Origin of the sequence: Arthrobacter sp. NPDC056691 (assembly GCF_042791415.1) — a bacterium.
In the GTDB taxonomy this organism is placed as follows: domain Bacteria; phylum Actinomycetota; class Actinomycetes; order Actinomycetales; family Micrococcaceae; genus Arthrobacter.
In genome coordinates, this window is record NZ_JBHTXX010000003.1 from 274472 (window position 1) to 286921 (window position 12450).

At 66.4% G+C, this 12450-nt stretch carries 14 protein-coding genes; 8 read left to right on the top strand and 6 right to left on the bottom strand.

From position 1 onward, the window contains the following. The first annotated feature begins 53 nt into the window (after positions 1 to 53). From ACFRAU_RS04800 to mgtA, 3 genes are all read left to right on the top strand, one after another. Positions 54 to 179, top strand: a complete 126-nt coding sequence (locus ACFRAU_RS04800; RefSeq protein ID WP_377994884.1) for a hypothetical protein — start codon at positions 54 to 56, stop codon at positions 177 to 179. Then, entirely contained in the window at positions 176 to 331 is a 156-nt protein-coding gene (locus tag ACFRAU_RS04805; protein ID WP_377994883.1) for a hypothetical protein, read from the top strand. Before ACFRAU_RS04800 ends, ACFRAU_RS04805 begins: the two co-directional genes overlap by 4 nt. A 72-nt stretch (positions 332 to 403) precedes the next feature. After that, a complete protein-coding gene (gene mgtA / locus ACFRAU_RS04810; RefSeq protein ID WP_377999037.1) occupies positions 404 to 3121 on the top strand; it encodes a magnesium-translocating P-type ATPase in 2718 nt (905 codons plus the stop codon). A 26-nt stretch (positions 3122 to 3147) separates the two neighbouring features. Here the strand turns inward: mgtA and ACFRAU_RS04815 are convergent, their stop codons facing one another. From ACFRAU_RS04815 to ACFRAU_RS04840, 6 genes are all read right to left on the bottom strand, one after another. Beyond that, complete coding sequence (locus tag ACFRAU_RS04815) at positions 3148 to 3315, bottom strand: Wadjet anti-phage system protein JetD domain-containing protein (RefSeq protein ID WP_377999038.1); 168 nt, start codon at positions 3313 to 3315, stop codon at positions 3148 to 3150. 34 nt (positions 3316 to 3349) lie between these two features. After that, on the bottom strand, positions 3350 to 3481 hold the full coding sequence (locus ACFRAU_RS04820) for a hypothetical protein (protein WP_377999039.1): 132 nt from the start codon (positions 3479 to 3481) through the stop codon (positions 3350 to 3352). 240 nt (positions 3482 to 3721) lie between these two features. After that, positions 3722 to 4300, bottom strand: coding sequence for an HNH endonuclease (locus ACFRAU_RS04825; protein WP_377999040.1), 579 nt, complete (start codon positions 4298 to 4300; stop codon positions 3722 to 3724). 297 nt (positions 4301 to 4597) lie between these two features. After that, on the bottom strand, positions 4598 to 5170 hold the full coding sequence (locus tag ACFRAU_RS04830) for a hypothetical protein (protein WP_377999041.1): 573 nt from the start codon (positions 5168 to 5170) through the stop codon (positions 4598 to 4600). A 2-nt stretch (positions 5171 to 5172) separates the two neighbouring features. After that, positions 5173 to 5889: a hypothetical protein gene (locus tag ACFRAU_RS04835; protein ID WP_377999042.1), complete on the bottom strand. Its 717-nt coding sequence runs from the start codon at positions 5887 to 5889 to the stop codon at positions 5173 to 5175. A gap of 275 nt (positions 5890 to 6164) precedes the next feature. Next, positions 6165 to 7850: a multicopper oxidase family protein gene (locus tag ACFRAU_RS04840; protein ID WP_377999043.1), complete on the bottom strand. Its 1686-nt coding sequence runs from the start codon at positions 7848 to 7850 to the stop codon at positions 6165 to 6167. Positions 7851 to 8212: 362 nt separating this feature from the next. Between ACFRAU_RS04840 and ACFRAU_RS04845 the strand changes: the two genes are divergently transcribed. The 5 genes from ACFRAU_RS04845 (at position 8213) to ACFRAU_RS04865 (ending at position 12446) form a co-directional block, all read left to right on the top strand. Further along, positions 8213 to 9547, top strand: coding sequence for a sensor histidine kinase (locus ACFRAU_RS04845; RefSeq protein WP_377999044.1), 1335 nt, complete (start codon positions 8213 to 8215; stop codon positions 9545 to 9547). Continuing rightward, positions 9531 to 10223 (top strand): response regulator, encoded by a 693-nt coding sequence (locus tag ACFRAU_RS04850; RefSeq protein WP_377999081.1) that lies wholly within the window; start codon positions 9531 to 9533, stop codon positions 10221 to 10223. Before ACFRAU_RS04845 ends, ACFRAU_RS04850 begins: the two co-directional genes overlap by 17 nt. A gap of 179 nt (positions 10224 to 10402) precedes the next feature. Next, complete coding sequence (locus ACFRAU_RS04855) at positions 10403 to 10729, top strand: YciI family protein (protein ID WP_377997106.1); 327 nt, start codon at positions 10403 to 10405, stop codon at positions 10727 to 10729. 44 nt (positions 10730 to 10773) lie between these two features. Next, complete coding sequence (locus tag ACFRAU_RS04860) at positions 10774 to 12111, top strand: RNA polymerase sigma factor (protein ID WP_377999045.1); 1338 nt, start codon at positions 10774 to 10776, stop codon at positions 12109 to 12111. Continuing rightward, positions 12108 to 12446, top strand: a complete 339-nt coding sequence (locus ACFRAU_RS04865; protein ID WP_377999046.1) for a YciI family protein — start codon at positions 12108 to 12110, stop codon at positions 12444 to 12446. The genes ACFRAU_RS04860 and ACFRAU_RS04865 overlap by 4 nt, the downstream gene beginning before the upstream one ends. The last annotated feature ends 4 nt before the right edge of the window (positions 12447 to 12450 follow it).

Sequence of the window (12450 nt, forward strand, 5' to 3'; positions counted from 1 at the left end):
ATCTTGAATGAACGGGTTCACCATCAATCCATAGCCTGGAAGGGGTGGACAACATGGCTGAGGACCAAGAATTGCTGGAGTGGGTTTCCCCGCGCAAACAGCGGGAAATCGACAACCAGGCGGCGTTTCTGCGCTATCTGCTGGAGCGTGAGGATGCGCAAGGGGGTGAGAAACAATGAACGATTACGTTCCGGTTCCTCGTGAACCCTATGACGCGCACTGGGTGATCAAACACGACCTGGCGAACATCATCGCCAAATACACCGACAGGGGCGACCAGGAAACCGCCGCTGTCTACATAGAGGCACTCGCCCGGTACGACCGGGACTGAGGCTGGCCCCTGCCAACCCCGGCCCGTTCCCGCGTGTAGGCGCCCGGGATGGGCGAGCGTAGAGTGTGCCTCGTGAGCGTGCAGACTCACCCCCAGTCCGTGCAGCTGCCCGTCGCCCGGGCGGCGACGATGCCAGCCGGGGATGTTCTTTCGGCGCTCGGCTCCGCCTCCGACGGGCTCGCCGAGGCGGAAGCGGGCCGCCGCCTGGCCCTCGGCGCGAACGTCCTCGAGGCGCGGCGCGTCAGCTGGCCGCACGTGCTGGTCCGCCAGTTCGCGAGCCCGCTGCAGGGGCTGTTGGTGGCCGCCGCGGGGATGTCGTTCGCTACCGGTGACCAGCTGAACGCGACCATCATCGCCACGATCCTGCTCGGCAGCGCCCTGCTCGGCTTCGTGAATGAGTACAGGGCCGAACGCACCGCCGCGGATCTTCACGGGCGCATCAGCCACACGATCGTCGTCGTCAGGGCCGGGGCCGAGCGGCCCCTGCCCGTGCGGGAACTCGTCCCGGGCGACGTGATCCGGATCGGCCTGGGGAACATCGTTCCGGCGGACGCCCGCCTGCTCGAGGCCGACGACCTCGAGGCGGACGAGGGCGTCCTTACCGGCGAATCGGCCGCGGTGGAGAAGTCCGTGCACCCCGTTCCGGCCGGCTCTGCACTCGCAGACCTCTCCAGCTGCCTGCTCATGGGCACGGTGGTCCACGCCGGGACCGCCCGCGCCGTGGTCACCGCCACCGGGCACCAGACGGAGTTCGGCCACATCGCCGCGGGCCTCGCCCAGGGCCTCCCCGAGACGGCCTTCCAGCGCGGCCTCAAGGAGTTCTCGCTCATGCTCCTGTGGGTCGGGCTGGCGCTCACCGGGGGCATCCTGGCCATCAACCTGCTGCTGCAGCGGCCGCTCCTCGACTCGGTCCTCTTCTCCCTCGCCATCGCCGTGGGCATCACGCCGCAGCTGCTGCCCGCCGTCGTGAGCACCAGCCTCGCCGCAGGCTCGCGCCTCCTCGCCAAGGACGGCGTCCTGGTCAAGCGGCTGCTCGCCATCGAGGACCTGGGCAACCTGGACGTCCTCCTCACCGACAAGACCGGCACGCTCACCGAGGGGCGGATCGGCTTCGAGGAGGCGCTGCCGGTCACTCCGGGGCAGGACGCGGCCGGGCAGCTCGTCGAGCTCGCACTGCTGTGCTGCGAGGCCGACCCCGCCGAACCCGGCGCCTCCGGTGCCGGGCAGAACCCCGTGGACGCTGCCCTGTGGGAGGCCTTTCCGGAACTCCTGCCGCAGCTCGCCGGGCAGCACCGGCTGGGCCTTCGCCCCTTCGACCACGAAACGCGGACCATCCAGACCACGGTGGCCCGGGCCGGCGGCCCCGTGCGCATCCTCAAGGGCGCGCCCGAGGCGGTCCTCGACCGCTGCGCCGGCGTCAGTCCCGACGCCCGCACGCTCCTCGACGGACTGTTCCGGCGCGGGGCGCGGGTAGTCGCCGTCGCGAGCGGGCCCGCCGCCGGGCCTGGCGCAGAAGACAAGGACGACGGCGGTACCCGCCTCACGCTGGCGGGTTTCCTGAGCTTCATCGACCAGCCCAAGGCCGACGCCCGGGCGTCGATCCAGCGGCTCGCGGGGCTCGGCGTCGAGGTCAAAGTGGCCACGGGCGACAACGCGCTCGTGGCACAGCACGTGATCTCCGTGCTCGGCATGCCCGAGGGCGCCGTCCTCACCGGTGCCCAGGTCAGCGACATGGACGACGACGAACTGGCCGCGGCCGCCGCCGGCGCCCGCGTGTTTGCCCGGGTCTCACCGGAGCAGAAGGCACGGATCGTCATCGTTCTGAGGCGGGCCCACGCCGTCGGCTTCCTGGGCGACGGCGTTAACGACGCCCTCGCACTGAACCGGGCCGACGTCGGCATCTCCGTGGACAGCGCGACGGACGTCGCGAAGGACGCGGCCGACGTCGTTCTTCTTGAGAAGGACCTTGGCGTGCTGGCCGACGGCGTGGTGGGCGGGCGGCGGATCTTCGCCAACACCATCAAGTACCTGCTGATGGGAACCAGCAGCAACTTCGGCAACATGTTCTCCGCCGCGGCGGCCAGCGCGTTCCTGGCCTTCCTGCCGATGCTCCCGGGGCAGATCCTGCTCAACAACCTGCTGTACGACACGAGCCAGCTGGCGATCCCCACGGACAGGGTGGACGCGGACCAGCTCCGGCGGCCCGCGCACTGGGACATCGGCGCCATCCGGCACTTCATGCTCATCTTCGGGCCTATCTCGTCGCTCTTCGACTTCGCGACGTTCGGGCTCATGCTCTGGGTCTTCCAGGCGGCGCCGGAGGAGTTCAGGGCCGGGTGGTTCGTGGAATCGCTCGCCACCCAGACACTGATCGTCTTCGTCATCCGGACGCGCCGGATCCCCTTCTTCCGGAGCCGCGCCTCGGCCACGCTCACAGCCGGCGTTCTGGCCGTGGCGGCGGCCGGGGCCGTCATTCCGTACACGCCGTTCGGCAGCCTCGTCGGTTTCCGTCCCCTGCCTGGCCCCTTTTTCCTGGCGCTTGTGGGAATGGTGGTGCTGTACCTCGTGCTCGTGGAGACGGCCAAGCACTTCTACTACCGGGGCGCGGACGCGAGGGCCTTGCGGGAGCGTGCCGTTTCCGAGCGGGCAGTGCCCGCTGCGGTTCCCTCAGCGGCGGTTCATGCCTCGCATGGGCGGGTGCACCGCCGTGCGGTTCCGTTCCTGGTGCACACCGGCAAGACCCGCGTCCGGCGCGCCCGCGGGGCCGGGGTGGCAGGCGGGCGGCGGTAAAGGTCCGGCCGGGGTTTTCGGCGTGCTCAACCAGCGGGGTGGAGGCGCTCCAGGGCCCAGTCCCAGCGGATCAGCTCCTGTTCGAGGCGGACGGACGGCCCGTACGTGTCATTGCCCAGCGCCTCATAGAGTGCAGCCTCCTCCGCCGTCAGCCTGCCCAGTGCAGCCCTCGACGGGGCGGCACCGTTCCCCACGCTTCCCGGTGCGCGAGCAGCGTCGCCTCATCCATCAGCACGCTGGCTGGTTGGGCTCCGTGAATGCTGCCATGAAAAACGAGATGGCCAGCGGGGCGTTCTGGGCGCGCAGCAGGGACCAGCCTGCATGGTTCTCACGCAGCGCGTTGATTGCGTAGTAGTCCATCGTGTCCTTCGTGCGGCGGCTCACACCCAGTCAGTTCACTCTAAAGGTCGCCGCGGACAACTTGGGGCACCGCGGGGCCGCTTAGCGCCCAATGAAGGCGGCAAATTGGGCGCTAAGTGACCCAGCGTTGCTTTCTTCGCACCTGCTCAGCCCGTGTCGGTCCCGGGGTGGGTCAATAGTCATTCCGCAGGTCGGTGCTTGCGACGCCCGCGTTGCAGTGGACGCGCGCCGTTCGCCGGACTACGGCAGCGGCTGCCGTTCCCCGACGATCACCGCGTCCTCGAGCGTGACGTACGTCCGCCGTCGTCGTTCCAGCCTTTCCTGCTGCGAAGGCGACGGGATCCGCGCGCCCTTGGCCCGGTTGCACCCGCTGCACGCGGCGACGAAGTTCTGCAGGCTGGTGGAGCCGCCCTTGGACCAGGGATAGAAGTGGTCGCCATGTTCGGCGGGGCGGGAACAGCGGCGGCCGAAGCCCGCCTCCATCTCGCACTGGCCGTCGGCCCGGGCCATTCCTTCGCGGCGCTGTTGCCGGGTGAAACGGCGGACGGGATCCCGCCGCCGCACATCCCGGGAGCGGATGATGAGCACCGTGATCACCAGGGCAGCAATGACGAGCCCCGGGGCCGTGACCGCCGCCAGGACGCCGTCGAACATCTTGCCCAGGATGTCGGTGACCGACGGGCCGGCGTCGCCGAAGGTCGTGTGGACTGTGTTCGGCTGGAAGGAAAAGACGAACGCTGCGGCGAGCCAAACAATGGCCGCGGAGTATGCCATCCGAAGGGACACCCGTGTCCAGTAGATGCGCTTCAGTTCCAGCACTGTATGTTCCCCCAAGTTGGCTGCGATGCCAGATGTTCCCTACTTGGGCGATTGTATGCTCAGGGCTCTGCCGCAGATCAGTTCTGGGCGTTTTCGGAGCGTTGAGCTATCCGGCGTTCCAGGCTCTTGCGGACTCGGCCTCTGCGCGAAGCCCTTCCGTGCAGAAACAGATGCTCGACAAAGGCCAGTGCTCCTTCGATGAGCAGGAGTATGAAGTCAACGACCATGCGGCCCCCTTCGTGGCTTCGATCCGTACTCGCCCATTCTTCCCGACGTCGCCGCCGTTACACTGCAGCGCTACGACGCGGCCGAATTGAAGCCTGGGTCTGTCGTTGCAGTTTCGAGCAGCCGGTCAAAGCTGCCGATTCCGTAATCGGGAGGGGTGGCTGCGATGACGATCCGCGTCGTGGTGACCGCCTCCGTGTTCGGCTTGTTGCTCTGCTTCGGCAGCTGTGCCCGAACCACCTTCAAGCGCAGGCCGGACACCCCGTTCACCAGCAGCGGGTGGCTGCCGCCCTCGACCAGGAGGGAACGGAGTTCATCCGGCGAGAGTTGCGTCGTCCGGTCGGCCGTCAGTTCAAGCATCACCTCATTGACAGTTCCGGTCAGCTGCTGCAAAAAGGCCCGCTCGCGCGAATTCGTGCCCAGGATGGCCAGGACCGTGAACGTCGCAGCGAAGATTCCGACGAACACAATTGTGGCGCCGACGTCCCTGAGGCCAGGCGCAAAGATCATCAGGATCAGGCATAGCACGAAGCCGATGATGGAAAGGCCGCCGAACATGGCGCCCGCGCCGTCGGCCGGCCTGCCCGTCCATTCCTTGGAGGTGAAGCTGCAGATTTCCCGGTTCTCGCTGCGTGGAGTTGGCATGATCAGTTCCCTTTCACTTCCAGCAGTGCCTCGGCCAGAACGATTGCTTCCCGCGCTTCGCGAAGACTTTCACGTAGGCCCGGATCCGGGAAGCCGAGGCTGAGGCCCTCCGGTGAGAGGGAAAGATCATCGGCGGCCTTCCGGAGATTTTCCCGCTCCAGCGCGAGCATCCGGGACGACGTCAGCTTGACCCTGCTCTTCTCAAGTTCAAACAGGGACGTGTTGATCTGGTCCCGGCGCGCCCGGATCGACCGGCACACTTCCTGCACGCGCTGCGTCCGACTGGTGAACATCCGCTCCATCTTGGCTGCAACGTCCTGAAGTTCCCTCAGGGTGCTGTATCTCCGCGCCTCACGTGGTCCGCTGTGCCGGGCCAGGAGCTGACTGATGAGCGAGAGGCGCTGACCCCACAGCTCCAGCCCTGACTGGTTCTGGGTGGAGAGCATTTCCGCGGCCCCCAGGGCCGTGCTGAGGGCATCGCGCCGCGGAGTGAGCTTGCCGGCCGCGGCGTCCAGCCGTGCGATGAACTCTGCGTAATTGTCGAGCGACGGCGGAGCGGGACTTTCCTCCCTGCTCGCCACCCGCATGGCGGGCTGGGCAGGCGGCCCGTTGGCCGCCGTCGGACTTTCCTTTTTTGCTCCGGCACGCGGAGGATTCGGCGGCCTTCGCGGCGGGACGGCGCGGGGTTCTGGTCCGGAGTCAGGTGCGCCGTCACTCATGATCAGTCATCCCCATTCATGATCCGCCCACGGCCGCTTCACACCGGCCGTGAACGAAGCAGGAGCGCCCGCGCACCTGCCTGTGAATGCCCATTGTAAAGCGCGGAACTGACGTTGTCTGCGGGCTCGGTTTCGCACGCTCAGCCAGCGACCGCTCCTGACCACCCACCCGGAGTTTTTGTCCAGGTAATCCACGTTTGACACGATTCATGTCGCGGTATCTGCCCAAAAACTCGGGGCCCGACCGCCCGGCGTGCTTCGGTCAGGGATACATCTCACGTCCCTGGCGGGAACAGTGGCCGGTACACCGGCGGGAAGACGTTCGCGGGCAGGGTGTCACGTTTGGGCGGGTCGGCCGTGATCGGGTCGTTGGTCCGCAAATTGGCCACCGCGTACTGCACCATCATGTCGTGGTCCTCGTGGACCAGGTTGTGGCAGTGGATCATGTACCTCCCTCCTTCCTGCGCCGTGGCGTCGAACTGCATCAGCGCGGTGATGGATTCGTTCTCACCTGCGTAGAAGACGTCTTTGGGGCCGAGCTCCCAGGCGAAGGGTTTGCCGCCGTTGGTGTTGCGGGCGATGATCCTGGCATCGATCAGGTGGATGTGGACGGGGTGGAACCAACCTCCGGACTGGTTGATGATGGTCCACTGCTCGACGGCGAAGGGCTGCGGGTTGCCGAACAGCTTGGTGAACCCGGACCTTTCGATGTCGTCCCACAGGACCCCGTTGATGCTCCATTGGCCGTTCTGGCGCTCGAACCTGAGCTGCCTCTTCACCGTAGCCATCTGCGGCGTCAGGCTCATCGTGTCGATGCCGCCCCGGGACGCGGTGGGCGAGCCCCCGTTGTCCAGCCTCGACGGGATAGAGGAGATGGACCCTGCCCCGGAACCCGAATCGGCCACCACCTGGAACCGCATGATCTTGTTCGTGTTGGCAAAGTCGATGTTGTTCTTGTTGCTGAGGTTGCGCAGGTCGACGGTCTGCCCGGGCCTGTACTTTCGGAAATCGATGAGGATTTCGTAGCGCTCCGCTGTGCCCTGCCGCCACGACGACACGGCCTGGACCACCGGTGTCATGCCGGCGTCGGTGCCGACGATATAGACGGGTTCACCGTTGGAGAGGGTAGGCCGGTAGGAGCGTGAGATTGACGCATCGAGCACGCGGAACCGATAGATGCGTGGCTTGACCCTCATCGTGGGCCAAGGCACCCCGTTGACCAGGATGATGTCGCCCCACAGCCCCTTTTCGCCGTTGTCGTTGTAACCGAGCGAGCCGTCCGCCTGGAAGAGTGCGTCGGAAATCATCAGCGGCACGTCGAACTCCCCTTGCGGCAGCTGCGCCCGGTCAAAACGGTCCGACAGGGGGTAGAACGCTGCGAGTCCCGAATACACATTCTGTGCGGTGATGTGGTGCTTGTGGTCGTGGTACCAAAGCGTGCGCGATGTCTGCCTGTTGGGGTAGTGGTAGTTCTTGAAGAAGCCGGGAACGGTGATGTCGTTCGCATAGCCGTCGTACTGGGGCAGGGACGCCGAGCCGTGCAGGTGCGTGGAGGTGCTGAACGTCCCCGGCTGGAGCAGGCCGGTCTGCGGGAACGCGTTGCGGATCCGCACCTCGATCCTGGTGCCCTGCCTTGCCCGGATGGTGGGACCCGGGAAGATTCCGTTGAACCCGGCCACAGTGGTGGTGAGCCCCGGCAGCATCCGGGCTTGACCGAGTTTCTGGGTGAGTGCGTAGCGCTCGAAAGGTCGTTTCGGGTCACCGCCATCGAAGCCCCGCTGAAACGGCACGAGCTCCGGGGGCCGCCGGAAGACGCCCCTGAACGGGACGGGCCTGTTCTGCGGGGCAAGCTGGCTCTGACTTATCGGCTCTGTGGTCGCCGCCGCCTCGGCGCCTGCCAACACGCCGGTCATGGCAGCGCCCACAACACCCAGTTTCAGTACTTCCCTGCGAGACGCCATTGTCTCCTCCTGCATCGGGATCAGCCGTATTGAATACAAAGGCCCGCGGCTTTTTAGCCGTGAGTCCGTCCTCCCCCTTGGAGATGCAGAGACCTGAAGTACAGCGACGCCAGTGTCTGCCCGATGCGTTGGGAAAACCCTGCCGGCGCATCGCGTGCTCCACCCAAATGGGGCGTTGACCGCCAGGCTCGGTTCGGGATCCTGGCCCGTTTTCACTAAGTACGACGCCGGTCCCTGGCTATCGCTTTATGTCGCGCATGTCTGGCCGTCAGCATGATTGTTCTGGCTTCCGGGTGGAGATTGGCCGGATACGGCATATGCACGGGAAAGCCGTGGATAGGGTGGCAGGCATGGAACCAGTCATGAACTTTGTACGGCATTGGGGCGCCCCGGTGGCGGCCGTCATTTTCTTCTCCCTGTGGTGCACGGCCGAAGCCGGCCGGATGGCGCCGATGGAAGGTTTTGGAGTGGGCGGACTGCATTCGTGGCCCGGCACGGTGCCGCTTGTCCTGGTCACGCTGGCGATTTCCGTCGCCGCTTGGCAGCCGGTGGCGTCGCTGGCTCTGATCACTGTGCTGCTGGGCGGCCAGCTGGCGCACGCCATCCCGCCCATGTATGACAACAACTGGGCGATCTACATCGGTTCGTTTGTCGCGCTGGCCTTTACGACCTGGATATCCCAAGGGTGGATGCGGCTGATCGCGGCCTGTGCCAATGTGCTCTTCGCCGCCGCCATGGCCTTCCTCATGCTCTCGTGGAGGTACGGCGCCGGCGTGGGGTGGTTCATTCACTACGACGGCGACATGGGGATGCTTCGACGGAACGGGTGGCAACTCTTTGCCCTGTTCGTCCTGATCGCCGCGGCGTGCTTCGCCCTTGGGCTCCTGCTGGCCCTCTACCAGGAGCGGGGCACCTTGTTCCGTGCGCGGGAACTTGCCCAGAGCACGCTTGAGGCGGCCGAGGTCGACCTGATCGTGGAGCAGGAACGGACGCGCATCGCCCGGGACCTCCACGATGTCCTCGCCCACTCCCTCGCGGTCATTGCAGCGCAAGCCGACGGAACCCGGTACCTGAGCAAGGACCAGCCGAAGGCTGTCCTCAGGGCACTGGAAAACATTGCGGGATCGGCCCGGAATGCGCTGGTGGACGCCCAGCGTGTCATCGAGGGGGTGCGCGACGACGGCATGGCCGTACCGCAACCGCGGCTCAGTGACATTGAGGCGCTGATTGAGGGTATGCAGCGGGGCAGCCTGCAAATCGAATCCAGTGAGTCCGGAACACGCGTTGATCTTTCCGGCGGACAGCAGGTGGCGGTCTTCCGAATCGTCCAGGAATGCCTGACCAACGCCCTCAAACACGGAGGAAGGGGAACGGCTGTCCGTCTCCACTTCGATTGGAGTGGTCCGGGCCTGACCTTGCACGTCGCATCGGCAACTGTGGCTGCCCAGCATGGACAATCTGTGGAGCCACACCGGACTGGCCGGGGCCTTCCCGGAATGCGCGAACGGGCGCACATGGCGGGCGGCTGGCTGACGGCCGGACCGGACGGCGAGCAATTCCGGGTGACGGTGTTCATCCCCTACACGGGTGGAAACCTCAACCCGACGGAGGATGACGCGGCCGGCAACCGGCCCAACCGGCGGGCCGCTCTTGTTGCGGTGTCCGCCACGGCGGTGGAAGCTGACAATCGTGACTGAGGCCGCATCGCGCATCAAGGTGGCCTTGGTTGATGACCAGCCACTGTTCCGGGCGGGCATCCGCATGCTCATCGAAAGCCAGCAGGACATGGAGTTCTCCGGGGACGCTGCTGACGGGGAACAGGCCGTGGCCTTGGCAGCCGAGCGCCGTCCGGACGTGATGCTTATGGATTTGCGCATGCCCGTCCTGGACGGAGTCACTGCTACCAGCCGGATCATCGGCCATGCTGACGCCAGCAATACGGACAAGCCAAAGATCATCGCGCTGACCACCTTCAACCGAGACCAAGCAGTTGTAGAAGCCGTACAGGCAGGGGCCAGCGGGTACCTGCTCAAGAGTGCCGAGCCGGAATTCCTGCTGGCCGCCATCCGGACGGTTCACTCCGGATACTCCGTTATCGCGCCGGGATCGGTGCACTCGCTGTTCGAACACGCGGCGAGAAGGGCGCCTGTTGCGGGGCCAGATCTGTCCGTTCTGGATGTTCTCTCGGTCCGCGAGCGGGATGTGTTCCTCCTCGCCGCCAAGGGACTCACAAACGGGGAAATGGCCGGGGGCCTGTTCGTCTCCGAGGCCACCGTCAAGACGCACCTGCGCAGTGTGCTGGACAAGCTGGAGCTGCGGACGCGCCTGCAGCTGATCGCCTTTGCCCACGAACGCCGGCTTCTGGGCAACTGAAACGGCCTTCCGTTGACGCCGGCGCGACATCGGCGGCGGAAAGGCCGTCGGAACCGGAGACCTGATGGCAGGCTTAGCGGGAGGCCGATGGAAATAATTTTGCCCGGGTGTCCTTTTGGCGGCACCCCGTCCGTCGTACTGGTGTAGCAACCCCAAAAGAAGGAGTCATCGTGGAGTACATGCTTTTCATCTGCAGCGATCCCACAGCGCCGAAGTACGTGGCAGCCGAGGACAACATCGAGGAATGGGTGGCCGAGATGGAGGCACGCGGCGTCGCCCTGCACGGCGACCGGCTGCGTCCCGTCGAGGACGCCACCACCGTCACCGTCCGCGGCGGCGAGGTAGTGGTCTCGGACGGCCCCTTCGCGGAGACGAAGGAATGGATCGCGGGCTATGACGTCATCAAGTGCTCCGATCTCGACGAGGCCATCGAGGTGGCGTCCAAGCACCCCATGGCACGGTTCGGCAAGATCGAGATCAGGCCCGTGTGGCCGTTCGGCGAGTAGCCGTCCGCCCGGCGGACGGCTCCGCTGACCGGAGCGGAGACGAAGTGGCACCGACGACGGCGGCCGTCCAGGCCGCCGTCGAAACCGCCTCCACCGCCGAGACCGCGCGGATCACGGCAACACTCATCCGCGTGACGGGCGACTGGAGCCTGGCCGAGGACTGTGTGCAGGACGCGTTCGCCCGCGCCCTGGCAGACTGGCCGGAACGCGGCATTCCCCGGAACCCCGGGGCGTGGCTGACAACCGTGGCCAGGAACAGGGCGATCGACCGCATGCGGAGCGCTGCCAGCGAACGGAAGGCCGTCCGTGAACTGACAGTTCTTGCGGAGCTCGAGGGGCTGGCCGAAGATGCCGTCATTGATCCGGCGGCCGACGACGACCGGTTGCGTTTGATTTACACCTGTTGCCACCCAGCCCTCCCGTTCGATGCCCGCGTGGCGCTGACGCTGCGTACCGTCGCGGGGCTCACCACCGCCGAGATCGCGCGCGCGTTCCTGGTCTCGGAGGCCACCATGTCCAAACGGCTGGTCCGGGCCCGGACCAAGATCCGGGATGCCGGAATACCGTACCGGGTGCCGCCGCCGGAGCTGATCACCGAACGCACGGCGGGGATCCTGGCCGTGCTCTATCTGCTGTTCAACGAAGGCTACTCGGCCACCGGCGGCGACTCACTGATCCGCGAGCCGCTGGTCCGGGAGGCCATCCGCCTCACCCGGCTGCTGATCGCCCTGCTCGACGGGTCACCGCAGGAACCGGAGGCCATGGGCCTGCTGGCACTCATGCTGTTCCACCACGCCCGGCGGACGGCACGGACTGACGCGACGGGGGACCTGGTCACTCTGGAAGCCCAGGACCGCGCACTGTGGGATTCGGCTGCCGTTGCAGAGGCTGCCGCGCTGCTTGCGGCCGCCGACCGGCTCGGCATTTCCCGCGGTGCCAGGCCCGGGAGCTACCGGATTCAGGCCGCCATTGCGGCGTGCCACATGACGGCCGGCAGCCCGGACAGCACGGACTTCGCCCGGATCGCCATGCTCTACGACGCCCTGGCGCACATTGCACCGTCGCCCGTCGTCGAGCTCAACCGTGCGGTCGCCGTCGCCATGTCCCAGGGGCCGGAGGCGGGGCTGGCGCTGATCGACCAACTGGACCGGACACGGTCACTCGAGGGCTACTACCTGCTGCCGGCCGCGAGAGCGGACCTCCTGCGCCGGCTGGGCCGAAAGTCGGAGGCCGGCCTCGCGTACCGGCGGGCCCGGGACCTCGCGCCGACGGAAGCTGAGCGCCGCTACCTGAACAAACGCCTCGCCGAGACCAGCCCCGCGTGCCCGTCCGAATCCAGCCTGAACACGCACTCGGCACCTGCCGGGAAGGAACAACAATGAAACATCTGATGCTGATCCCCAACAATGTTGAAATCTGGAACGCCCTGCCCGCCTCCGAGATCGAGGCGATCATGCAGGCGCACACCTCCCTGCAGCAGGAGCTCCGCGCTTCAGGGGAGTTCGTGGAGGCCCATGAGCTGGGCGAGGAGGCGAAGTTCGTCAGGCACAACGGCACCGGGTACGCCGTAACCGACGGTCCGTTCATCGAGACGAAGGAAATTGTGGCCGGCTACTACGTCGTCGACTGCGTGGACACAGCCCGCGCCGTGGAAATCGCCGGTAAGCTCGGCGAGGCCCGGCTGTGGCCGATCGAGGTGCGCCGGATCGACCCGTGAGGTT